This is a genomic window from Xanthomonas sp. CFBP 8152 (assembly GCF_014199025.1).
Lineage (GTDB): Bacteria > Pseudomonadota > Gammaproteobacteria > Xanthomonadales > Xanthomonadaceae > Xanthomonas > Xanthomonas arboricola_B.
In genome coordinates this window covers 79,764-103,570 of the sequence record NZ_JACHNO010000002.1, presented here as the reverse complement: position 1 = coordinate 103,570, position 23,807 = coordinate 79,764, and the positions used below count along the sequence as shown (strand labels likewise).

General features: G+C 63.7%; 22 protein-coding genes. 16 read left to right on the top strand and 6 right to left on the bottom strand.

What is annotated here, in order from left to right; translation table 11 throughout:
* Positions 1-68 precede the first annotated feature (68 nt).
* Complete coding sequence (pbpC, locus tag FHT09_RS07940; RefSeq protein ID WP_260283658.1) at positions 69-2,489, top strand: penicillin-binding protein 1C; 2,421 nt, start codon at positions 69-71, stop codon at positions 2,487-2,489.
* Between the two features lie 267 nt (positions 2,490-2,756).
* Here the strand turns inward: pbpC and FHT09_RS07935 are convergent, their stop codons facing one another.
* The gene (locus tag FHT09_RS07935) at positions 2,757-3,317 is read right to left on the bottom strand and encodes a ferritin-like domain-containing protein (protein WP_104604475.1); all 561 of its coding nucleotides are present in this window, start codon (positions 3,315-3,317) and stop codon (positions 2,757-2,759) included.
* A gap of 43 nt (positions 3,318-3,360) precedes the next feature.
* On the bottom strand, positions 3,361-3,843 hold the full coding sequence (locus FHT09_RS07930; RefSeq protein ID WP_016903926.1) for a peroxiredoxin: 483 nt from the start codon (positions 3,841-3,843) through the stop codon (positions 3,361-3,363).
* A gap of 160 nt (positions 3,844-4,003) precedes the next feature.
* Between FHT09_RS07930 and FHT09_RS07925 the strand changes: the two genes are divergently transcribed.
* From FHT09_RS07925 to FHT09_RS07905, 5 genes are all read left to right on the top strand, one after another.
* Positions 4,004-4,480 carry an Hsp20/alpha crystallin family protein gene (locus tag FHT09_RS07925; RefSeq protein WP_104604477.1) on the top strand — a complete coding sequence of 159 codons (477 nt, stop codon included), beginning with the start codon at positions 4,004-4,006 and terminating at the stop codon, positions 4,478-4,480.
* 140 nt (positions 4,481-4,620) lie between these two features.
* Positions 4,621-5,511, top strand: coding sequence for a DnaJ C-terminal domain-containing protein (locus tag FHT09_RS07920; protein ID WP_104604479.1), 891 nt, complete (start codon positions 4,621-4,623; stop codon positions 5,509-5,511).
* Between the two features lie 385 nt (positions 5,512-5,896).
* A complete protein-coding gene (gene pilH / locus FHT09_RS07915; RefSeq protein ID WP_104604481.1) occupies positions 5,897-6,283 on the top strand; it encodes a twitching motility response regulator PilH in 387 nt (128 codons plus the stop codon).
* A gap of 516 nt (positions 6,284-6,799) precedes the next feature.
* The gene (gene hflK, locus FHT09_RS07910) at positions 6,800-7,942 is read left to right on the top strand and encodes an FtsH protease activity modulator HflK (protein ID WP_104538331.1); all 1,143 of its coding nucleotides are present in this window, start codon (positions 6,800-6,802) and stop codon (positions 7,940-7,942) included.
* On the top strand, positions 7,939-8,802 hold the full coding sequence (locus FHT09_RS07905; RefSeq protein WP_104538330.1) for a protease modulator HflC: 864 nt from the start codon (positions 7,939-7,941) through the stop codon (positions 8,800-8,802). The genes hflK and FHT09_RS07905 overlap by 4 nt, the downstream gene beginning before the upstream one ends.
* A 132-nt stretch (positions 8,803-8,934) precedes the next feature.
* On the opposite strand, the gene FHT09_RS07900 is transcribed toward FHT09_RS07905, so the two are convergent.
* On the bottom strand, positions 8,935-10,050 hold the full coding sequence (locus FHT09_RS07900) for an acyltransferase (protein ID WP_104604483.1): 1,116 nt from the start codon (positions 10,048-10,050) through the stop codon (positions 8,935-8,937).
* A gap of 161 nt (positions 10,051-10,211) precedes the next feature.
* Between FHT09_RS07900 and FHT09_RS07895 the strand changes: the two genes are divergently transcribed.
* From FHT09_RS07895 to FHT09_RS07880, 4 genes are all read left to right on the top strand, one after another.
* Positions 10,212-10,397 (top strand): DUF2065 family protein, encoded by a 186-nt coding sequence (locus tag FHT09_RS07895; protein WP_104604485.1) that lies wholly within the window; start codon positions 10,212-10,214, stop codon positions 10,395-10,397.
* 427 nt (positions 10,398-10,824) lie between these two features.
* The gene (locus tag FHT09_RS07890) at positions 10,825-12,117 is read left to right on the top strand and encodes an adenylosuccinate synthase (protein ID WP_104604487.1); all 1,293 of its coding nucleotides are present in this window, start codon (positions 10,825-10,827) and stop codon (positions 12,115-12,117) included.
* A 577-nt stretch (positions 12,118-12,694) separates the two neighbouring features.
* Positions 12,695-12,979, top strand: a complete 285-nt coding sequence (locus FHT09_RS07885; RefSeq protein ID WP_104604596.1) for a ribbon-helix-helix protein, CopG family — start codon at positions 12,695-12,697, stop codon at positions 12,977-12,979.
* A gap of 1 nt (position 12,980) precedes the next feature.
* Positions 12,981-13,277 carry a type II toxin-antitoxin system RelE/ParE family toxin gene (locus FHT09_RS07880; RefSeq protein WP_104604491.1) on the top strand — a complete coding sequence of 99 codons (297 nt, stop codon included), beginning with the start codon at positions 12,981-12,983 and terminating at the stop codon, positions 13,275-13,277.
* Positions 13,278-13,456: 179 nt separating this feature from the next.
* Here the strand turns inward: FHT09_RS07880 and FHT09_RS07875 are convergent, their stop codons facing one another.
* The 3 genes from FHT09_RS07875 to bdcA form a co-directional block, all read right to left on the bottom strand.
* A complete protein-coding gene (locus FHT09_RS07875; RefSeq protein ID WP_181141199.1) occupies positions 13,457-14,782 on the bottom strand; it encodes an XVIPCD domain-containing protein in 1,326 nt (441 codons plus the stop codon).
* A 25-nt stretch (positions 14,783-14,807) separates the two neighbouring features.
* Entirely contained in the window at positions 14,808-15,671 is an 864-nt protein-coding gene (locus FHT09_RS07870; protein ID WP_104604493.1) for a hypothetical protein, read from the bottom strand.
* 258 nt (positions 15,672-15,929) lie between these two features.
* Positions 15,930-16,643, bottom strand: a complete 714-nt coding sequence (gene bdcA / locus FHT09_RS07865; RefSeq protein WP_014506929.1) for an SDR family oxidoreductase — start codon at positions 16,641-16,643, stop codon at positions 15,930-15,932.
* A gap of 70 nt (positions 16,644-16,713) precedes the next feature.
* Between bdcA and FHT09_RS07860 the strand changes: the two genes are divergently transcribed.
* The 6 genes from FHT09_RS07860 (at position 16,714) to FHT09_RS07830 (ending at position 23,774) form a co-directional block, all read left to right on the top strand.
* Positions 16,714-17,304: a TetR/AcrR family transcriptional regulator gene (locus FHT09_RS07860; RefSeq protein ID WP_104604495.1), complete on the top strand. Its 591-nt coding sequence runs from the start codon at positions 16,714-16,716 to the stop codon at positions 17,302-17,304.
* 789 nt (positions 17,305-18,093) lie between these two features.
* Positions 18,094-18,729 carry a hypothetical protein gene (locus FHT09_RS07855; RefSeq protein WP_181141206.1) on the top strand — a complete coding sequence of 212 codons (636 nt, stop codon included), beginning with the start codon at positions 18,094-18,096 and terminating at the stop codon, positions 18,727-18,729.
* 23 nt (positions 18,730-18,752) lie between these two features.
* Complete coding sequence (locus FHT09_RS07845) at positions 18,753-20,420, top strand: XVIPCD domain-containing protein (RefSeq protein WP_343125510.1); 1,668 nt, start codon at positions 18,753-18,755, stop codon at positions 20,418-20,420.
* Between the two features lie 314 nt (positions 20,421-20,734).
* Positions 20,735-20,998: a YlcI/YnfO family protein gene (locus FHT09_RS07840; protein ID WP_104604499.1), complete on the top strand. Its 264-nt coding sequence runs from the start codon at positions 20,735-20,737 to the stop codon at positions 20,996-20,998.
* 6 nt (positions 20,999-21,004) lie between these two features.
* Positions 21,005-21,313: a type II toxin-antitoxin system RelE/ParE family toxin gene (locus FHT09_RS07835; RefSeq protein WP_104604501.1), complete on the top strand. Its 309-nt coding sequence runs from the start codon at positions 21,005-21,007 to the stop codon at positions 21,311-21,313.
* A 79-nt stretch (positions 21,314-21,392) separates the two neighbouring features.
* Positions 21,393-23,774 (top strand): DEAD/DEAH box helicase family protein, encoded by a 2,382-nt coding sequence (locus FHT09_RS07830; RefSeq protein WP_104604503.1) that lies wholly within the window; start codon positions 21,393-21,395, stop codon positions 23,772-23,774.
* The last annotated feature ends 33 nt before the right edge of the window (positions 23,775-23,807 follow it).

The window sequence follows — 23,807 nt, the reverse complement described above, 5'->3', positions numbered from 1 at the left end:
CGCTCAATGCTGCGGCTCGCCGCGCGCGATGGTGGCCGAAATGCGTTTTGCCCTGCATCCTTGGCAGGATGGATGAGCAGCAGTACGCGCAGGCAAGGACCGACCGGACGCAGGAACGCGCCGCTGGCAAGGATGCTGTGGCCCGGCGTGGCCGGCGCTGGTTGACGGGGCTGCGCTGGAGCGCCGTGGCACTGTTGTCTGCGGTGTTGCTGCTGGACCTGGCCTTCCCACTGCCGCTACCCAAATCCCGCGACACCTCCACGCTGGTGGTGGCACGCGATGGCACGCCGCTGCGCGCGTTCGCCGACCGCAATGGGGTGTGGCGCTATCCGGCCAGCCCGCAGAGTGTGTCGCCGCTGTATCTGCAGGCGCTGCTCAATTACGAGGATCGCTGGTTCTGGCGCCATCCCGGGGTCAATCCGTGGGGCCTGCTGCGTGCCGGCGGGCAGTGGATCGGGCAGGGGCACATTGTCTCCGGCGGTTCGACGTTGACCATGCAGGTGGCGCGCATCCTCGACCCGCATACGCGCACGCCGTGGGGCAAGGCCAAGCAGCTGCTGCGTGCGCTGCAGCTGGAAGCGCACCTGAGCAAGCGCGAGATTCTGACGCTGTATCTGGAGCGCGCGCCCTACGGCGGCACCATCGAAGGCGTGGAAGCGGCCAGCTGGGCGTACCTGGGCAAGCCGGCCAGGGCCTTGTCGCAGGCCGAGGCTGCATTGCTGGCGGTGTTGCCGCAATCGCCCAGCCGCCTGCGCCCGGATCGCCATCCCGAGGCCGCGCAACGCGCGCGCGACAAGGTGCTCGATCGCATGGTGGAGCTGGGCGTGTGGTCGCGCGCGCAGGTGGACGATGCGCGGATCGAACCGGTGGTGACGCGCTCGCTCAAACCGCCGTTGCACGCGGCCTTGCTCGCGCAGCGCCTGCACGGCGCGCACCCGCGCGCGGCGCGCATCGCGACCACGCTGGATGTGGAACTGCAGCGCACCCTGGAAGAGCGCGTTGCGACGTACTTTTCGCAGCTGCCCGAGCGCACCTCTGCGGCATTGCTGGTGGTGGACAACGCCACCATGGAAGCGCGCGCGTATGTGGGCTCGGCCAGCTTCGGCGATCGCAAGCGGCTGGGGCATGTGGACATGGTGCAGGCCTGGCGCTCGCCCGGTTCCACACTCAAGCCGTTCCTGTATGGCATGGCGTTGGACGATGGGTTGATCCATTCCGAAAGCCTGTTGGTGGATGCGCCGCAGAGTTTTGGCAGCTACCGGCCCGGCAATTTCGATGCAGCCTTCAACGGGCCGGTGAGCGCGGCGACGGCGTTGCGGTTGTCGTTGAACGTGCCGGCGGTGGACCTGCTCGACCGGATCGGCCCGGCGCGGTTTGCCGCGCGGCTGTCCAACGCGGGGATCGAGCTGCGCTTTGCGCGCGGCAGCGTGCCCAATCTGGCGTTGATCCTGGGCGGCACCGGTGCGCAATTGCAGGAACTGGTCGGCGCATTTGCGGCGCTCAATCGCGGCGGCATCGCCGGGCGCGTGCGCTACACACCGGACGCCCCGCGCATCGAGCGCCGGCTGATGTCGCCGGGTGCGGCCTGGATCGTGCGCGAGATCCTGCAACGCAATCCGCGCCCCGGGTATGGCAGCGGGACCTTCGACACCGCCGCGCGTCCGGGCGTGGCCTGGAAGACCGGCACCAGCTACGGCTACCGCGATGCGTGGGCGATCGGCGGCACTCGCCGTTACACGGTGGGGGTGTGGGTGGGGCGTCCGGATGGCACGCCGCTGCCGGGCCAGTACGGCGCGGTCACCGCATTGCCGTTGATGTTCGAAGTCATCGATGCCTTGCCGCGCAGCGCCGGCGATAGCGTGCCGGTGCCGATGCCGACCACCGTGCAGGCGCTGGATATCTGCTGGCCGCTCGGCGGCGCGGCCGACCAGACACCAGCGGCGCAATGCGCACGCCGTGCCGACGCCTACGTGCTCGATGGCGCAGTACCGCCCACCTTTGCCGAGCGCGATGCGCGGCTGTGGCAAAGCGGGCAGCTGCATTTCGATGTGGATGCGGTCAGCGGGCAGCGGCTGTCGCAGGAGTGCAGCCAGGCGCATGAGCGCGTGCCGCATGCAGTGGCGCGCTGGCCGGCATTGGTCTCGCCCTGGCTCAGCGCGGCCGAGCGCAATGCCGCGCAACTGCCGCCGCTGGCGGCGGACTGTCTGCCGGATGGGCGCATCACCGGTGGCGGTGTGCTGCGTATCGACGGGTTGAGCGATCGCGCCACGCTGGCGCGTGCCAACGCCACAGCGCGTCCGGTGCGGCTGCAGCTGCGTGCCCTGGGCAGTGACGCGCGCATCGACTGGTTGCTGGACGGCCGCTGGATCGCACAGACCAACGCACGCCAGGGATTTCAGCGCGATTTCGAAGAGGTCGGCACGCATACGCTCACCGCAATGGCCAGCGACGGTGCCTGGACGCAGCTTCGCTTCCGCGTATTGCGTTGACCGGACACGTGCTGCGCCCGGCCAGTGCACATACCCGTAGGAGCGCACCCGGGCGCGATGGGGCGTTACCGGGAATGCCACGTCGCGCCCGGGTGCGCTCCTACCGCCACAGGCAACCACACACCATCCTGCGGCACAGAAAACAGACAGGGCGCTCAAGGCGCCCTGTTTGCTTAAATCATCGAGTCGATTTCAACTCTCAACGTCACTGTGGATGTCGATACCGATCATCGCTCGCAACGCATCACTGCATTGCAATCGCTCGGCTCACTCGCCGATCCAGCCTTCCAGCATGTCGGCGAACTCATCGGCATGCTCTTCTTCCTGGGCCAGGATGCTTTCCAGGATGCGCTTGGTGGTGGTGTCCTTGTCGCCGATGAAATCTATCATCTCGCGGTAGCTGTCGATGGCGATGCGCTCGGCGATCAGGTTCTCCTTGACCATGTCGCGCAGGTCGGTGCCTTCCTTGTATTCGGCATGCGAGCGCTTGGTCAGGGTGTCCGGGTTGAGGTCCGGTTCGCCGCCCAGTTGCACGATGCGCTCGGCGAGCTTGTGCGCGTGCGCCTGTTCCTGCTGCGCATGTTCCAGGAACTCGCCCTTGACCGCGTCGGCAAGCATGCCCTTGGCCATGAAATAGTGGCGGTAATACCGCAAGGTGCACACGTATTCGGTGGCCAGTGCGGTGTTGAGCAGGTCGATCACCGCCTCGCGGTCGGCGTGGTAGCTCTCGGTGATGGCACCGTCTTCGATGCTCTGGCGTGCGCGGCTGCGCAAGGTGGCGGTATCGGTGATGCCGTCGGGGAGTTGCTTGGCTGGCTGGTTGGACATGGCTGGCCGTGTTCCTTCTGAGTGGTTGGGGGGAATCAATGCATCAATCTGGCAGGTGCTGCAGCACGTAATCGGCGGCAGAGACCTTGAATTCGCCGGGTTCTTCGACGAATAGGGCCTTGACCACGGCGTCGTCGGCATACAGCGCGTAGCGGCGCGAGCGCAGCCCCATGCCCGAGCCGCTGGCGTCGATCTCCAGGCCCAGCGCGCGGGCCAGTTCCGCATTGCCGTCGGGCAGCAGGTGCAGGCCATCGGGGATCAGCTGGCTGCGGCCCCAGGCCTGCATCACGAACGGGTCGTTGACCGCGGTGCACAGCACCTCGATGCCGCGTTTGCGGAATGCGTCGAAGTGCTCCACATAGCCCGGCAGGTGCTTGGCCGAGCAGGTCGGGGTGAAGGCACCCGGCACCGCGAACAGCAGCACCTTGCGGCCGGCGAACAGGCTGTGGGTATCCACCGCCTCGATGCCCTCGCGCAGGCGCTTGAGCACGACTTCGGGAATGCGGTCACCAACGTGGATGGTCATGGGGGGGCTCCTGCGGCTGAACGAAGTCTAGGAAGGGGCGGGGGAAAAGCGCGTCAACGCGCTTGAAATCCACGGCGGCACGCCTATCTGACGCACATGGCCGGCGCGGCGGCGTGCGCCGCGGCAGCCGGCCCCTCACCCAACCTTTTGGAGGCTTGCAATGAACATCGTTCGTTATCCCCAGTGGCCCACCCATGCGCTGCAAAACGAGATCAAGCACGTATTCGACCGTTTCTTCGAGCAGAACGGCGACACCGACGAATCGGCGGTGGTGACCGCGCAGTGGGTGCCACGCGTGGACATCAAGGAAGAGGCCAACCACTTCGTGCTGTATGCCGACCTGCCGGGCATCGATCCTGGCCAGATCGAGGTGCAGATGGACAAGGGCATCCTGTCGATCAAGGGCGAGCGCAAGGGCGAATCCAGCACCGAAACCGAGCGCTTCTCGCGCATCGAGCGCCGCTACGGCAGCTTCCATCGTCGCTTCGCGCTGCCCGACAGTGCCGATGCCGACGGCATCACCGCAACCGGGCACAACGGCGTGCTGGAAATCCGCATCCCCAAGCGCCCGGCGGCCACCCCGCGCCGCATCCAGGTCGGCAATGGCCAGGACACCGGCGGCAGCACCGTACAGTAAGGCAGCAAACCCTGGAGCGAAGCGGCGTGCTTCGCTCCCCGGCGGCAACTGCACCGTAGAATAGGTGCGGTTGCCCGCCCGGCTGCGATATGACTGGCTCGTGGCCTCGGCTGCGGGCCGTTTTTTTCAGAGGTGATTAGATGGAATTCAAGGATTACTACGCAACGCTGGGCGTGGAGCCCAGCGCAGGCGATGCGGAGATCAAGACCGCCTACCGCCGGCTGGCGCGCAAGTACCACCCCGACGTCAGCAAGGAGGCTGGCGCCGAAGACAAGTTCAAGGCGATCAACGAAGCCTACGAGGCGCTGCGCGACCCGGCCAAGCGCAAGGCCTACGACCAGCTCAAGGCGCAGGGCTTCCGCCCGGGCGACGAGTTCCAGGCCCCGCCCAGCTACGGCGGCGGGCAGGGCTACGACTACGAGGAAGTGTTCGGCAACGGCGGCGCCGGTGGAGGCTTCAGCGATTTCTTCGAAAGCCTGTTTGCCGGCCAGCGCGGCGGCCGTCCGCGTGGCCAGGGGACCGGTGCCGGCGCGGGGCCGCAGGCGCGCGGCGACACCCGCGCCAAGCTGGCGGTGCCGTTGGAAGCGGTACATGCGGGCGACAGCGTGCGCATCACCATCAACGGCAAGCAGCTGGATGTGCGCGTGCCCAAGGGCGTGCAGCCTGGCCAGGTGATCCGCCTGAGCGGGCAGGGCAATGGCGGCGGCAACCTGCTGCTGGAGATCGAATACGCCGCGCACCCGCAGTTCGAGGTGGACGGGCGCAACATCCTGTACACCCTGCAGGTCATGCCCTGGCAGGCGGCACTGGGCACCACCATCAACGTGCCGACCCTGGGCGGGTCGGTGGAGTTGAAGGTGCCGGCCGACTCGGACGCCGGGCGCAAGCTGCGCCTGCGCGGCCGCGGCCTGCCGGGTACCGCGCCGGGCGACCAGATCGTGGAGCTGGAAATCCTGGCCCCGGCTCCCACAGACGATGCGCAGAAAAAAGCCTACCGCAACCTGGCCAAGGCGTTCGGCGAATCGGTATAGGCCGCGTGGGCCGCCGCGGGGAAGGGGTGAGGGTTCGGTTTTGGGCAGGTGGCGCGCCAGCGAACGCCGATCTGCGGCGGCAAAACGCCGCCGTACCCGCATCCGGCGCTGCGCGCTACCTTCACCCGATGCGAGAAGGGACCGATCGCCTCTGCTGTGGGTGAGGGATTGAGGGGCCAGCATGCATGCGATGCATGGACCAACGACCTTCTGCGATGTTGCTGAATCCAGCTGCGCCCTGTCCAACGTAGTACGCGTTGGACAGCACACCAGCAACGCGCCACCGGATCACACATCGCAACCGCATCGCCTGGCGCACCGCCTGGCCCAGCTACCGAAAGCGCGGCCGGCGCACTACACTCGCCGCGCACACTAGGGGAAACGCATGGCACGCATTCTGATCGTCGACGACTCGCCGTCGCAGCTGCTGGGGATTCAGCGCATCGTCGAGAAGCTGGGGCACGAAACGATCACCGCAACCGATGGTGCTGCCGGCGTGGAAGCGGCCAAGTCCTCGTTGCCGGATCTGGTGCTGATGGATGTGGTGATGCCCAACCTCAATGGCTTCCAGGCCACGCGTACGCTCAAGCGCGAGCCGGCCACCCAGCACATCCCGGTGATCCTGGTGACCACCAAGGACCAGGACACCGATCGCATGTGGGGCATGCGCCAGGGCGCGCGCGCCTACATCACCAAGCCGTTCTCCGCAGACGAGTTGCTGGAAGTGATGGAGCGCGTGTTCAACCAGAGAGACGAACCGCCGACCGTATAAATACTTGGGCGCGGTGTGGCCTGGCAGTGTGATGAAGCGGCGCGCGATGGCGGCCGGCGCGATCGACGAAGGCATGCTTAACCGACCGCGTCCGACCGCGTCCGGCCGCGTGGGCCAGTGCCGGCGACTCGCGCCCCCCGATGCTGATGCCATAACCAACGACGCGTTCCCCGCCATCTGCCCATCAGTGTTCGCAGGCCATCGGCGGCATGCTGGGCGATCGCCCGCAGGCGGCAGGTTGATTGCCCACAGGCCCGGTTGCATCGTCTGGCTGCTCCGACAGCCAAGGCCGGAACGTCGGCCCCTTTCCGGCCCGCAAGAGCGCATCGGCGGTGCGCGCCCTGCCATCGCCCGATTCCCCTCCCTCCGCTCGATGCACCCCGGCGGCTAAATCGGCATGCGCCGGTTGAGGCCTTTCAAAACGGTCGGTCTGCCCCATCTAGTAGAATCATCGAATCACACAACACGGCGGCACTGCGGGACTGGCCCGCACAGCCCCTCGATCACGGAGCGTGCATGGCCTGGAACACACCCGGCAACAAGGGCGGAGACGGCCCGGACCCCAACCGTCGCAGGTCCTGGGACCCGCGCGGTGGTGGCAACGGTGGTGGCTGGGGCAATCTGCCCGCCCCGTTGAAAGAGCTGTTCGATGGCGGCGTGGGGCGCTGGATTCTGGTTGCGGTGGTGCTGATGGTGCTGTTCTCCAGCTTCCAGCTCATCGGCGAGCAGCAGCGTGGCGTGGTGCTGCGCTTCGGCCAGTTCTCGCGCATCCTGCAGCCCGGCCCGAATTTCAAGCTGCCCTGGCCGGTCGAGTCGGTGCGCAAGGTCAACGCCACCGAGATCAAGACCTTCAGCAACCAGGTGCCGGTGCTGACCCGCGACGAGAACATCGTCAACGTCTCGCTCAACGTGCAGTACCAGATCAGCGACCCGCGCAAGTATCTGTTCGGTTCGCGCAATGCCGATCTGGTGTTGGAGCAGGCCGCGCAGAGTGCGGTACGTGAGCAGGTCGGTCGTTCCGACCTCAATACCGTGCTCAACAATCGCGGCCCGCTGGCCATTGCCTCCAAGGACCGCCTGCAGGCGGCATTGGATGCCTACAACACCGGTCTGGCCGTCACCGGTGTGACCCTGCCGGACGCGCGTCCGCCCGAAGAAGTGAAGCCGGCCTTCGACGAGGTCAACGGCGCTCAGCAGGTGCGTGAGCGCCTGATCAACGAAGCCCAGGCTTACGCCGCCAAGGTGGTGCCCGAGGCACGCGGCCAAGGTGCGCGCACCCGCACCGGCGCCGAAGGCTACAAGCAGGCGGTGATCTCCAAGGCCGAGGGCGACGCCGATCGCTTCACGCTGTTGCAGGAGCAGTATGCCAACGCCCCGGAGGTCACGCGCAAGCGCCTGTGGCTGGAAACCGTACAGAAGGTGCTGTCGGAGAACCGCAAGGTGATCGGCAGCGATGGCCGCCAGGTCATCTACGTGCCGCTGCCGGCCGACGCCAGCAAGTCCGCCAGCACCAGCGGTGCTGCGGGCAACAGCGGCATGCCGTCGATGGTGCCGCAGGATGTGCTGTTGAATCCGCCGCAAGCCACGGGCGGCAGCGAGGGCATCCGCAATCCGGAGCGCGGCCCGCGCCCGACCGGCCGTGAAGGAACCGAACAATGAAGAATTCGCTAGTCATCGGCCTGATCGTCGCCGTGTTGCTGACCCTGATGGGCTCGGTGTTCGTGGTGCGCGAGGACCAGACCGCCATGGTGCTCAACCTGGGCCGCGTGGTGCGTGCCGACCTCAAGCCCGGCCTGCACTTCAAGATCCCGGTGGTGGAATCGGTGCGCGTGTTCGATCGCCGCTTCCAGGTGCTGGACACCGCCCCGGCGCGCTACTTCACTGCCGAGCAGAAAGACGTCAGCGTGGACTTCTTCGCCATCGGCTACATCTCCGATGTGCGGGCGTTCTATCGCGCCACCGGTGGCGAGGAGTCGGTGGCCAATTCGCGCCTGGCCCCGATCATCACCGACTCGCTGCGTAACCAGATCAACTCGCGCACGTTGCAGCAGCTGGTCTCCGGTGATCGCAGCGAGTTGATCGCCAACCAGCTCAAGGGCATCAACGGCGCGATCAAGGGCCTGGGCATGCAGATCACCGACCTGCGCATCAAGCAGATCGATCTGCCGACCGACAGCCAGGTGATTACCGACGTCTACGAGCGCATGCGCGCCCAGCGCAAGCAGGAAGCCAGCAAGCTGCGCGCCGAAGGCGAGGAGCAGGCCCTGACCATCCGCGCCCAGGCCGACCGCGAGTCCACCGTGATCGTGGCCGACGCTGAGCGCGATGCGCAGAAGTTGCGCGGCGAAGGCGATGCCGACGCAGCCCGCATCTACGGCCAGGCCGGATCCAAGGATCCGTCGTTCTACGCGTTCTATCGCAGCCTGGAGGCATATCGCAGTTCCATGACCGATGGCAACGGCGTGGTGGTGCTGGATAAGAACGATCCGTTCCTGCAGTACCTCAAGAGCGATCGTTGATCGCTCTGCTTTGAATCGACAACGCCCGCGTGATGCGGGCGTTGTCGTCTCTGGCGATTGCTGTAACTAAGCAAGTCGCCCATCAACAACGAATTAACATCGAGCACGACATCCGCTCAGGGTTGAGTCTGGTCAACGTTTGGCAATTGCATTTGCTAGTGCGGTACGGTCGATCTTTGGCCCCAGCCGCTTGCCCATGGCAATGGCCGGCGCCTCAATGAATCTGTGCGTCAGCCACGCCATCGGCAACGTGACCAATAGCGTCGCTGCTGCACACGCTGCATATGAGAGTGCTGGATTCGGCATCGTTTCTTGAATGCGCCGGAACAACGGCACAAGGACTGCGATCACCACCGGGTGGCCCAAGTAGATCGAATAACTGATATTGCCAAGGAAGCCAGTCACTGCATTGACTATCAAGCGCAGCGGCGACTGCGACATGCCGACCAGCAATAGCGCATACATCAGTCCGCTGACGATCCAGCACGCTGCGGGCTTGATCAATCCCAGTGTCTGCAGTGCAATGGCCCCTGCCAGGCCCAGCAGTCCGGCTGCAATCAATAACGTTCCCCATCGCCGCGCTTTTTCAGGCTGTGTCGCGCTGAATTTTTCGTAGGCAAAGAAGGTGCACAGGCCGATTGCGAAGACCGGCAGATGGCGTAACAAGCCGTAGTCGTCAATTAGCGCGGTGCCGAGCTCGCCCATCATTCCCGAGGCGGCCAGACCTGCAGCAACCAGCGTGCACACCGCCAGTGCCACCGCAGTGGTCAGGCTTCGGACGACTGCAAAAAGCAATGGAAACACCGCGTAAAAGAGCATTTCCACGCCGATGGCCCAGCTGGCCCAGACGATGCCGGCTTCCCATCCACGCACCAGATTGAAGGTGAACGACAGGTTCGCTGCGATTTCCGTCCAGTGATGGCCGGCATGTGCACCGCGGCCATCCCGATAGAGCGAGAAAGCCAGCCAGCAATAAAACAGTGGGGCGATCCGGAAGAATCGGTGCAAATAGAAGCTGAGCAGCGGTCTGCCGGTGGCCACGTGGCGGGGCATCGTGTAACACAGCGAAAATGCGCTGATGACGAAGAACAGCGCAACCCCGCCGCCGCCAGCCGACAGCACCGGCGTCAGTAATGGGCCCGGAGAAATAGCCGGTGCCGGCATTGCCATGACATGGAACAACACCACGTACAGGGCCGCCAGGCCGCGTAGTGCATCAAGAAAAACCAATCTGTCGTTCTTGATCATGCGTCCTTGCTCATGCAGAAAAGGGGGCAACCATAGACGCTACTGCGCATCAGCTCAAATGGCACGTGCCACAACCGCTAAAAAGTGGTCATCGCGGCGCCGACGCATCTGCATCTCCCAACCGTGCACACTCCCATTCCCACGATGTCGCGGTACAGCCCATGCACGATTTCCTCACCGCTCTCTGTCTGGTTGCCCTCATCGAAGGCCTGCTGCTGTTTGCCGCGCCCACCGCCTGGAAGCGCATGGCCGAGCAACTGTTCAGTCTGCCCACTGCGCAGCTGCGTGCGATTGGCGGTGTGACGCTGGTGCTGGGCGCGATCGCGCTGTGGGTGGTGCGCCACTGAGGTGGTGGTCCATCCCGACCGCAACGGGCAGCGTAGGAGCGCACCCGGGCGCGACGGCTTTACCGGTAATGCCTGTCGCGCCCTGGTGCGCTCCTACGAGCCATTGGGATTGTCGCTACGGTGATACTCCCAGCTAGGGGCCGGCAGCGCTCGGAGCACCGCGCAACCGACGGCCAGCCGCAATCTGACCAGCCTCCGATCCGCCGTCCGCCAGGGGTAGTGCATGCCACCGGAAACCCGGATAATGCACAAAAGCCGGCCGGGCACGCTCATATAGGGCACCTCGTTCGGCTTTTTCCGTGTCAGGGCTTCACGCGCCGCTGCAACGCTCCCCGATGGAGCCGCGCGCAAGGTGGCGCCGCCAGTCGTGAACCGGTCCCATCCCGCGGCCCCGATGGCCGCAGCAAAACTCAGGAGTTCACCCGTCATGGGTCAGTCAGTTGTCGTGCTCGGTGCCCAGTGGGGCGATGAAGGCAAGGGCAAGATCGTCGATCTGCTTACCGAAGAGATCGGTGCGGTGGTCCGCTTCCAGGGTGGTCACAATGCCGGCCACACGCTCGTCATCAACGGCAAGAAGACCGTCTTGCACCTGATTCCGTCCGGCATCCTGCGCGACGACGCGCTGTGCCTGATCGGCAATGGCGTGGTGATCTCCCCGGCCGCGTTGATCAAGGAAATCAGCGAGCTGGAAGGTGCCGGCGTGGAAGTGCGCTCGCGCCTGAAGATCTCCCCGGCCGCGCCGTTGATCATGCCGTACCACATCGCCCTGGATCAGGCGCGCGAGAAGGCGGCCGGCGGCAAGGCCATCGGTACCACCGGCCGCGGTATCGGCCCGGCATATGAAGACAAGGTTGCCCGCCGCGGTATCCGCATCGCCGACCTGCATTACCCGCCGCAGCTGGAAGAGCTGCTGCGTACCGCGCTGGACTACCACAACTTCGTGCTGACCAAGTACCTGGGCGTGGAAGCGGTGGACTTCCAGAAGACCTTTGACGAAGCGCTGGCCTTCGGCGAGTACGTGCAGCCGATGAAGTCGGACGTGGCCGGCATCCTCCACGACCTGCGCAAGCAGGGTAAGCGCGTGCTGTTCGAAGGCGCGCAGGGCGCGCTGCTGGACATCGACCACGGCACCTATCCGTACGTCACCAGCTCCAACACCACCGTGGGCGGCGCACTGGCCGGGACCGGCGTAGGCGCCGATGCGATCGACTACGTGCTGGGCATCGCCAAGGCCTACGCCACCCGCGTGGGCGGTGGCCCATTCCCGACCGAACTGGACGACGAAGTGGGCCAGGGCATCCGCGACCGCGGTGCCGAGTACGGCGCCTCCACCGGCCGGCCGCGTCGTTGCGGCTGGATGGACATCGTCGCGCTCAAGCGTGCGGTGGCCATCAACGGCATCTCCGGCCTGTGCATCACCAAGCTCGACGTGCTCGACGGCATGGAAAAGCTCAAGGTCTGCATCGCCTACGAATACCGCGGCAAGCGTACCGAGTATGCCCCGCTGGACGCGCAGGGCTGGGAAGAGTGCACCCCGGTGTACCTGGAGTTCCCGGGCTGGACCGAAAACACCCACGGCATCACCGAGTGGGACAAGCTGCCGGTGGCCGCGCGTGCCTACCTGCGCGCGCTGGAAGAACTGGCCGGCTGCCCGATCTCGATCGTCTCCACCGGCCCGGATCGTGACTACACGATGGTGCTGCAGGATCCGTTCGCCTGATCGGCTGACCCCAGACGCGGCATCGTCCAACGGCCCGGCTTGCCCGGGCCGTTGGCATTTGAGGATCGCTGAGCAGTGGCAAGACCTTTGGCGATGCGCGAGCGAGGGTCATCGCCGGCACTGCAAAGCCTGCGCCTTTGCCCCGTCCACGGGAACTCGCATGCGTCTTCCCCTGGCGATCGTCATCGCCCTGACCGGCACCGCCCACGCCGCCGAATCCGCACCGGTTACCGCCACATCGGCCATCACCACCCAGGTGCCGCGCATCGCCAAGCCCAGCCACCACGCCATTGACTCACTTTGCCGCGCCGGCAGTCACCTGGAGGTGGGGAGCGAGGCGTGCTTGCAAAAGCAGAAGGGGTGCGGGGACCCTGACTCGCACGCATGGTTGCGGTGCTTTAGGTGCCTCACGCTGTCAGTGGGGTGCCCTGGTCCGCCGTGGGAGAGGCGCGTAGGCGCCCGCCCGGACGCGGTCGCTTTCGAGCAGGCAGGCAACCGGCATGCGGTGTAGATGCAAGGTGCTGTGACACAGCTGTGCTACATTTGCGCGTGCGCAACCCATAAGCTCGAGGATTTCATGAGCACTACAACCATCCGTCTTCCAGACGAACTCAAGATGCGCGTTGCTGCAGCGGCGAAGCGGGGCGGCACGACGGCACATAATTTCATCCTGGAAGCGATCGCCGAAAAGGCGGAATCGGTCGAGCGTCGTGCCGATTTCGATGCGGTTGCCGAGCAGCGGTATGCCGGCATTGTCGCGTCCGGAAAGACCATCGCCTGGGACGACATGCGTGGCTATCTGGAAAAGCGCATGGCCGGCGAGCCGGCAAAGCGTCCCACGGCCCGCAAACTAGCCCGGTAGCATGGCGCGTATCGAGCTGGCACCGGAGGTTGCACAGGATCTTGAGCGGATCTTCGACCACCTTCAGCGCCACGAGGCGGCGCATGTCGCAGCACGCCTGCGCGAGATCATTGCGGCAATCGATGTGCTGGAAACCAATCCGCTGATCGGCCGGCCGGCTGGCGGCGACACGCGCGAACTGGTGATCGGTCGCGGTGCGCACGGCTATTTGGCGCTGTACTGCCATGTCGCGCAGTTCGACACGGTGTTTGTGCTGGCCGTTCGCTCGCAACGCGAGGCGGGCTTTGCGGGGCCGTGACGTCCGCAGTTCTCTGATCGCTGTAGCCCGGCGCCCCTGTTATTCGATGCATTGCCACCCGACCCGCGCAAGACGTTACCGGGGATCGCCGCGCGTCGCGCCGGCGCTACCAACCGCGGCTGCCTGTACATCATGGACAAAAAACGCCGCAACGCCTTGCTGTCGGCCCAGCGCTGCCGTTATCCCATGCGCATCGACGCACTCTCACGCTGCCGGGTATCCACCTCCTGCTGTTGGCTCTGCGCCAACGCCTGCTGGCGATCGGTAGTGGCGACTTCCAGTTGTTGCAGCGATTTTTCCACCGGCGTCTGCACGGCCACATCGGTCGGCATGTGGGCGCGCAGGTGCGCCGGGTCGTTCAACTCGCCCTGCACCACAAACACGTGGCGGCCGGCGGGGCTGTCTGCAGTCTGTTGGCTCAGCACCACATGGTCGGCCCGGTCCAGGTTGTTCTGGCGGGCGAGGGTCATCACGCTGGCGATGAGGCGTTCGCTGTTCTCGTCCGGCGTACGCCCGGCGTGCGCATCGATCGCGTTCACGCCTGCGCGCACCTGCTGCAGCAATGCGTAGTCCCGGTGCTCAGGGCCGATATCGGCGAGTTTGCTGGGCGGCTGCATCCGATCGGGCAGCCCGTCGACCGATGCCGTGAGCGGGCTGCGGGTGATCGAGCGGTGCGGATCGTCCTCATGGAACTGCGTGGCTTTCTGCTGCCGTTCCAGACGCACGGCGCGGGCATCGTCGAGTTCGGCGATACGGCCGGGATTTGTTTCCTCGCGCATGGAAAGATGCCCGCCGCCTGCGCTGACGTTTACCCATTTCTGCTCTTTTTCGAAGTACATCGCGTAGAAGCTGTTGCTGCCGATGACGTTGGGGTCGACGGCTGAGCGGCCCTCCAGCATCTGGATCGCCTCGGTGGTGCCGAGCTTGGCCAGATACTGGCTGCCGGCCGCCATGCCCATCTGCGCAAAGGTCTCGTAGCCCGTATTGCTGACGCGGCTGACGCCGGCGTATTCGTTGTCGAGCATGTTGGTCCAGATCTGTTCCAGCTTCTGGGGGCCGCTTTTTTCCAGGGCCGCTTGCAGGAGGACGCGTGGGGTCCAGCAGTTGGGGTCGAGACGATGCTGCTCAAATGCGCGGTCGTGCGCGAGCATGACGGAGGCGCCTGGTAGGTTCAGTGCCAGATCTGGGCGATCTCGACGGAGCCATGTTTGCCTAAGTTCCAGGTCCTTTGTGAGTAGCGTCTGTCCGAACTCTTCCCATTGCCGCTCGGTCAGGTGAGCATTGGCAAATCGTGAGCCATTATCGTGTTGGGACCTGGCGTAGTCTTGCGCGTAACTGTTGGCCACCTGGCCGGGCAAACTGTCGTTTCTCACTACGCCCAGCGCCAGCGTGCCGTAGCCGTCTGCACCATCTAGCTGCGAAAGATAGTTCCAATACAGCTCGCGGTTGCCTCTATCTGCATAGTTGGAAAGGATTCTGAGATCGTCCTCGGTCATCCCACTCATATTTCACTCCTTGTCAATGGGCCGGTCATCTGACCTTGGTTCGTGCCAGTACGTCCTTCACCGCGTGTTCCATGCGCTCCCAGTCCTTCAGAAATGCCCGGTAGTAGTGAAGCGTAATGGACAGCTTGTTCTCTACATCGACAAAGTAGTGAGTGCAATCGGCGACAACCGAGCCTTCCTCGTCAATAACCTGATTGCCCTCAATCCGTATGCCGTTCTTGCGAAATTTGGCGCTGTCGCATTTGATAAACGTCGTCAAGTTACCGCCGTCGTCTCGTGCCACATACCAGTCATACTCAAGCGCAGGGTTGCGCGCTGGAGGCTTGCCGTAGTGGGCTTTGTACGCTTCCACATACTCATCCATCTTCTCCTCATCGATGGCATAGGGAATCAGTCCCAGTGTTTCAGGCTGTGCAATCCGGAGATCGAGTCTCTCCACAGGATTACCTCTTTCGACCCAATCAGCCTTGGTAAGCGCTTCGTTGGATGAATAACGTGCCAGCAATGCCTCAATAGGGACCCGGTCAACGTAGTCAATCGATGCGTGTATCTCCTTTCGGAAATCATTCGTACGCGGATTGGCCCGCGCACCGGGCGGGGTCGGGGTCATGTCCGGCCATTCGATAACCAGCGTCACGCCTTCGCCCGGCCATGGTGCGATCTGGCTGTCCAGATAGTTGGCGGGGATGCGGAAGGTGTTCGGCCCCAGCTTTACGTCAACCGGCGCGTCCGAATAGGTGTGCCCGTTGATGGTGCGGCCTGTGGTGACGGTGCCTGACATGGGGGAAGTCCTTTTTTGTTCGGGTGATGGCGTCCGTGCACATGCACTGCCGGTGACAGCGACGGCGAGTGCAAGGGCCAGGCACCGGCCGGATGACGTCATGTGCATTGGTCAATCCATTGCAGGGTTCGCCGCAACTATAGGCAACTTGGGATCAGCGCGACAGCAAGGGCCAAGCCTGCGATTGTCCGTGCCATGCGCCGCACGACATGGGAATGCGATCACGCTCTGCCGGAAGGAAAGGCGCGTGGATCAAAACGCGGGCGGTGCAACGGCAGCTCGCCACGTGTGCTGAAGAAGGGCGTTTGCTGCCCTTGATCGCACTAAGTGTCGAGCTGCAGCGTGGTCAATGCAGACGTCGCCGCGTCATGCCCCAAACGCACCATCGATCGTATGCATCGCCCCGGTGACAAAGCTCGCTTCCGGGCCTGCCAGCCAGGCCACCATGCCGGCCACTTCGTCGGCGCGGCCATGGCGTTTGATCGCCATGAAGCTGTGCATCAGGTCTTTCATCGGCCCGTTTTCCGGGTTGGCATCGGTATCGATCGGGCCCGGTTGCACCACGTTGATGGTGATGCCACGCGGCCCGAAGTCGCGGGCCAGCCCGCGCGCCAGCCCTTGCAGTGCGGATTTGCTCAGCGCGTAGGACGCCATGCCGGGCAGCGGCATGCGGTCGCCGTTGACCGAGCCAATCACGATGATCCGCCCGCCGGGTGGCATCTGCCGCGCTGCCTCCACGGCGGCGTGGTAGGGCGCGTGCACGTTGATGCGGAACAGCCGGTCCACCGCGTCTGGATCCTGGTCCAGGGCATCGCCGAACAAGGCGATGCCGGAGTTGACCACCAGCACATCCAGCGGCCCGCTGCGGCGCACCGTGTCGATGACCGCATCGCGGTCGGCACTGTCGGCCAGCACCGCGGTGCTGCCGGTGTCACCGGCCAGGCGCTGCGCCGCCTCGGCAGAGCCGGCATAGGTAAACGTCACCCGCGCGCCCTCGGCCACGAAGCGCCGCACGATGGCGGCCCCAATCCCCCGGCTGCCACCGAGCACCAACACCGACTTGTCTTTGAACGCTGACATGCATCACCTCGCAATTAATGTAGCGAGTAATACATAATAGATTTCGCCTGCCGTCAAGGATTTTGTAACAATGACTACAGAAACCTCCCGGGCGCGCGGCCGGCCGCGCGCATTCGACCCGGATCAAGCGGTCGCCACCGCGCAGCAGCTGTTCCATGCGCGCGGCTACGACGCACTGAGCGTGGCCGACCTCACCCAGGCACTGGGCATCAACCCGCCCAGTTTCTACGCCGCCTTCGGCAGCAAGGCCGGCCTGTATGCGCGCATCCTCGACCGCTACGCGCAGACCGGGGCCATCCCGTTGCCCCAGATCCTGGACACCGCCCGCCCGCTGGCCGACGCCCTGGCCGACGTGCTGGAGCAGGCCGCGCGCTGCTACGCCGCAGACCCCGCTGCCACCGGCTGCCTGGTGCTGGAAGGCACGCGCAGCAACGACGCGCAGGCGCGCGAGGCGGCCTGTGGTTTTCATGTCGCCGCCCAGGAGTTGATCCGCTCCCACATCGCCAAGCAGCGCCCGCACGACGCCGACCGGCTGGCGGATTTCGTCAGCACCACCATGGCCGGGCTGTCGGCCAGCGCCCGGCATGGGCAGAGCCTGGAGCGTCTGTTGGCGAGTGCGCGCTTGGCGGGGGAGGCGCTTCGGGTGGCGCTGCGCGGCTAGGCAGGGCGCGGGTAGGCAAGGTGCGAGCGGGCAGAGGGCTTTCGATGGCGTGCGCGCACCTGCTCGCTAATCGAGGTGCGCTTGCCCCTACCCAGTACGGTCAATGGGCAGGTGGTACGAGACGATCGTGATCGGCCGTCGCTCAGGCGAAGTCGTTGACGGATGATTGGTGCGGTAAATCAGGAAGGGACGGGGCAGCGCCTGTGGGACATCCATGTTCTAGGCTGGCTTTAACACAGGCCACTTCAACCTCCTTGTGCAATGCTGGTGAGCACATGGAGCCGCGCGCAGCGTGTTGGTTAAACGTTTCAAACTATCCGAATTGCTGCTCACCCCGGACAGTCGCGCTGAGTCCATACCAGATGGCGTCGTTGCGGGATGCAGCGTCTATTTCGGTCCCGAAATGAGAGTGTCGCTGAACCGTTTTCGTCAGCGATCAATCACTTGACCGAGCCTGCTCATACGGCCACAGTCCGTGGCGTTCGTCCTCTCCGTTCAAGGATGCCCGTGAAGAAGCTGACGCATTGCATCGTGGCGACCGCGCTGGCGCCCATCATGACGCTTGGGTGTGCACGGCTTTCGATGGAACAGGCTGCCGCAAAACCCCCAAGTGGTGCACAAAAAGCATCGTCTTTTCCTCAGGCGCCTGCTGCCACGCCTTCACTTTGGGTGTCCTTCAAACTGGAACGGCAGATGGGCGCCGTCTGTGTGGACCGTACGCAATCACAGGGCTCCTCACCTGCGCCTTTGCTAAGGGACGGGTTTTGCAAAGGCCCGGCACCTGCGCATATGGCGGCTGCATTGCTTGCTCTGCCTGCAGATGCGGTCGATGCCTCGCCGCAAGCGCGCGAAGCGGGCCTGCGCGATGCCGTCTACGTGGCCGCACCCGGCCTGGGACGGCGCGCGGACTTCACCGTGGTGGCGGGTGATCTGACGATCCGTTCGTTTGAAAGTGCTGATCCCGACAAAATGGTGTACTTGGTCTGGCCGGTGAAATGTGGCGCGGGCGAGGCAGGCCTTGCGTGCCAGTCAGGCAAGGGGCGAAAGGCGTATCGCGTCACCAAGGACGGCACCGCACGCGATGTCAGCGCAGCGGTGTTTCCACCAGCGCCTAGCCTGACTGCAGAAGATGTCGCCCGGCAAAACGATCACGGCGGCTCGGAGCTTTTTCTGTTCGATGACAAGCTGCCCTTGGCGCCGACAATGCGATGGTTGATGGAATTCGATCCTGACCAGCCGCTGGCCACCGATGACCCAAAGCGCGTCGGGTCTTACGCCCATTTTGGTTTTCTCCGGTGGACAGGCGAACGCTTCGAGCTGGTAGAACGAGTCGCTAGAGCGCAGTGGCCGTGTCGCCAGCAGCGCACAGGCGAACCGGCATGTGCGGATTATCCAGATGGTGAGGACCGTTTCATCAGCGAGTGACCACTTCTGCAAGGAGCATCGAAATGGCGAGATCCAACGATTTAGACATCCGCGCGACTGCCGACCAGATTTCTGCGTTGTTCAACGCCAATCGACAGGCCGAGGCGCTGCGCATGCTTGATGAGCGCAGACTAGGCCAGGCAGAGGTCGTGTGTGACGCACTGGATCGCTATATCGGCGCAGCGTCCGCCGGTGCAATCGCCAATCAACAACAAGGGCCGGTCGCCGCCGCGGATGCCAGTGTGCTGCAACGCTTGCAACTAGCCGCGTCGAATCAGCCAGCAATTCCGCCGCAAGCGCAAATGGCTGCCTTGAGCGACGCACAGCGCTATGACGTCTACGCCAGCATCGTACAGGTGAGAGGTAACGAAGCCGCGCACGAGGCACTCTCGCGACCCAACGAGCGCGTGGTATTAGGCCTTCGCCAGGAAAACTCAACGCTTGCGGCCATGCAGGATCGCGCGCATGCCGGAAGCTTGCGGAGCGACGATCCGGCAACCCCTGCCATCAACGAAGCTCAGGGCGGCACGGGCGTCTACAACGACCGCCTGGTCGTACTGTGGAAGGATGCCGATGGCACGCGTCATACGCAGGTCGCCCAACAAGCAAACACCGAGCCGACTGCGCAGTACGATCATCATGCAGGCAACACGGGGCGGCGCCCGCGTGCGGAAGGCGGCATGGAGAACAGGACATTTGCACCGTCGCCAGGCTTTGAAAGCATCACCAGGCCCAGGAAGATCGAAGGCGAGGATGTCAATGCCGATGGCATCAGGGATCTCGGTCGCCTGAGCGAAGGCACCATCGAGATGCGGATGGGGCAGCACCCAAATCCCAGCCGGCCAGGCACCCAAGACAACGCATTACGCCCAAGTCAGGCGGCAGTCGATGCAGGGAGGGGCGGCGTACAGCGGGATAGCAATGCGGACGGCTGGTTTGATCAAGCCGATGTCAACGGTGTGCAAAATCTCAACGACACCTTCAAGATTCATCGCGGTTCCAGCGGCAGTACCGATTCGGCTGGCTGCCAGACAATTCATCCAGCCGAGTACGATGGGTTCATCGCGGCGGTTCAAGGCAACCCCGCGCAGACGCGCTGGCAATACGTGCTGACCAGCACCACGCCCGGGCCGGTGCGGGAGCAGCATCAGGACCAAGGGCGAGGGCGTGAAGGGGTACAGCCAGGGCAGGAGGAGCGGGGGCATCCGCCGGCCCAGCCGCAGCGGCAGAACGGCGGGCCTGCAGCGCCTGCGCCTGGGAGGCCGCGACACGCAGACGCGGAAGACGCCCACCCCGCGCCTCATCCGTTGCATGCACAGGCCAGCACCTTGGTTGGCCGGTTGGACGCCAGCATGGGCCGCGCCAGCGATGCGCACAGCGAGCGGATGAGCGCCAGCCTGGCCCACCTGGCAAAAGAGCACGGGCTCGAACGCATCGACCACGTAATGCTGAGCAACCAGGCTCCGCGTGCAGCGGCTGGTGCCACCGTGTTCGTGGTACAGGGCGAACCCAGCAACCCGGCCCATCTGCGCGCCAGCATGCCCACTGACGTGGCCGTCAGTACGCCGGTGGAGCAATCGCTGGCAAAGCTGCAAGAGCTAGATGCGCGTACCTTGGCGCAAGCGCAGAGTCAGGCGCAGGAAAGATTTGTGGCGCAGGAAGAGGCTGTCAAGCCACGAAGCATTGGGTGAGAGCTTTTGGCTTTTGCTTTTGACCTGTAGACCACCGCTCCAGGCAGCGTGTAGCTGAGACTGCCTGCACAAACACGTTGTTCGCCGCATTCCATATTCCGGAATATGGAACGCGGCAGACTCGGCTGTGGCATTGAAGCCCAAGGATCTCGTGGTGCCACACGAGCAGGGTTGCCCAGGCGGGCCTCGACCTATGCATCCCTTGGAGAAGTGCTGTGTATGCGACATCGTCGGCTTAGGTTTGCAAACAAAACCTTGAAGCACCGGCGCCCGCTTGCGATGATGCATCGCAATTGCAACGCACTGGGTCTGCCATGAAATCCGCATCTCTTCCATCGCTCCGGGTAGACCCGGCGCTGCGCGAAGCGGCCGAAGCCGTGTTGCAGGAGGGTGAGACGCTGTCCAGCTTCGTCGAGTACTCCGTGCGCGCCCAGGTGCAGCAGCGCCAGCAACAGGAAGCCTTCATTGCACGTGGGCTGGCCTCGCGTGACAGCGCCAAGGCATCCGGCCGGTACATCGACGCGAAGGGTGTGCTGACCGGGCTGCAGTCCCAGCTGGACAAGGGGCGCAAGGGCTAAGCCAAGGTGGGATTTTCTGTCCGCTTCACTCAGCAAGCGCGCGACGATCTCGCGCGTCTTTACGACTGGCTGCTACAGCGTGCCGAAGGCGACTTCATCATGGCCGAGCGCGCGCTGCAGGCCGTCCGCGATGGCGTCACCGTGCTTGAACTGGCCCCGTTGAGTTGCCGCAAGGCAGGGGTGGCAGATCCGTTCTTGCGGGAGCTGGTGATCGGCTTCGGTGCCAGCGGTTATGTACTGCTGTTTGAGGTGGAAAGCGATCAGGTCGTCACCGTTTTAGCAATCAGGCATCAGCGTGAAGACGACTATCATTAGGCGGCGAGTCAATCGATAAGTGGCGTCTGTGCCCGGGGCGCATCGCCAATGACGGGAAGGTGGAGACACAGGGGATTGAATGGACAAGTCGTCGTTAACCGAGCGCGATATCTGCACGAAATTCATCATTCCGTCGATCGTCGCTGCGGGCTGGGATCTGGATCTCCAGGTGCGCGAAGAGGTCGCTTTTACCAAGGGGCGTGTTGTCGTTCGCGGCAAGCTGCACAGCCGAGGGTTGGCGCGTCGTGCCGACTTCGTGCTGTACCACCGCGCCAATCTTCCTTTGGCCGTGATCGAGGCAAAGGACAACAAGCATACCGTTGGTTCCGGCATGCAACAGGCGCTGGGATATGCAGATGCGCTGGATGTTCCGTTTGTGTTCTCAAGCAATGGCGACGGATTTCTTTTCCACGATAGAACCGCAACCGGCGACAAGGTCGAATCCGAACTGACGTTGGATCAGTTTCCCTCGCCAGAGGAACTGTGGCGTCGCTATTGCCTCTGGAAGGGGCTTGGTGAGGACGCGCGACAGATGGTCGAGTCCCCGTACTACGATGATGGCAGCAGTCGCTCGCCGCGCTACTACCAGATCAATGCGATCAATCGAACGATCGAAGCTGTGGCCAATGGTCAAAACCGCATCCTGCTGGTGATGGCCACCGGAACCGGCAAAACCTATACCGCTTTCCAGATCATCTGGCGGCTTTGGAAGTCGCGCCAGAAGAAGCGCATCCTGTTCCTGGCTGATCGCAACATCTTGGTCGATCAGACAAAAAACAACGATTTCAAGCCGTTCGGCACGGCGATGACCAAGATCACCAAGCGCCAGATCGATACGTCTTACGAAATCTACTTGTCCCTGTACCAGGCGGTCACCGGCGTAGAGGACGTCAAGAACATCTACAAGCAGTTCTCTCGGGAATTCTTTGACCTTGTCGTCATCGATGAATGCCATCGTGGCAGCGCGGCTGAGGATTCTGCGTGGCGGGAGATCCTGGAGTATTTCTCTGGTGCCACGCATATCGGCCTGACCGCGACGCCAAAGGAGACCAAGGAAGTCTCCAGCAGTACTTACTTTGGAGAGCCCGTCTACAGCTACACGCTGAAGCAGGGCATTGATGACGGCTTCCTGGCACCGTACAAAGTGGTGCGCATCGACTTCGATGTCGATCTGCAGGGCTGGCGGCCACCTAAAGGGATGCGCGACAAGAACGGCGAGTTGATCGAAGATCGTATCTACAACCTGCGGGATATGGATCGCCAGCTTGTGGTCGAAGCGCGGACGTATCTGGTCGCGCAGAAAGTCACCGAATTCCTCACTGCCACCGGTCCATTCCAGAAGACCATTGTTTTCTGTGACGACATCGATCATGCCGAGCGTATGCGCCAGGCCTTGGTGAATCTCAATCAGCAGCGTGTTGCGGAAAATCGCAAGTACGTCATGCGCATCACCGGCGATGACAACGAGGGAAAGGCCGAGCTCGACAATTTCATCAATCCGGAAATGCGCTACCCCGTCATCGCCACCACCAGCAAGCTGATGACGACCGGCGTTGACGCGCAAACCTGCAAGCTCATCGTGCTGGACCAGCACATCAGGTCGATGACCGAGTTCAAGCAGATCATCGGTCGCGGGACGCGCATCAATGAGGACTACGGCAAGTACTGGTTCACCATCATGGATTTCAAGAAGGCAACCGAACTGTTCGCTGATCCATCATTCGACGGAGACCCGGAGGTGATCTACAACCCCTCGCCCAATGACAGTCCGGTACCGCCTGAGATCGGGGGCGGCGAGGGTGGCGACGGCGGTGTGGTCGGCGATCCTCCAGATGGCGGTGATGACGTCACCACCGGAGGTGAAGGTGGGCCGAAGCGCATCAAATACGTCATCGACAAATTGCCGGTATCGGTCGTGGCCGAGCGCGTCCTGTATTACGGATCCGATGGCAAGCTCATCACCGAGTCGCTGCGCGATTACACCCGTGAGCGCGTCCTGCGCCAGTTCGCATCGCTTGATGACTTCTTGCGGCGCTGGAGCGATGCGCAGCAGAAGAAGGCCATCATCGATGAGCTGGCCACACAGGGCGTGTTATGGGAAGAGCTGGCCGGCGAGGTCGAGAAGAAACTCGGCCAGTCGCTCGATCCGTTCGATCTGATCTGTCACGTGGCCTTTGATCAACCGCCGCTGTCGCGCAGGGAGCGGGCGGAGGGTGTGCGCAAGCGCAATTACTTCGCCAGGTATCAGGGCAAGGCGCGGCAGGTACTCGAAGGCTTGTTGGACAAGTACGCCGACACCGGGGTGGAGCACATCGAGGACATCAGGATCCTGCAGCTTGACCCGTTTCGTACCCTTGGAGCACCGGTCGAACTTGTGGCGGCCTTTGGCGGCAAGACGAATTACCAGCGGGCCATCCTGGACCTGGAAAGCCAGCTATACAGTAGTGCGGACGTTGCCTGACCTGCGTTCCATAGTATTCTTGTCCTCTGTTTC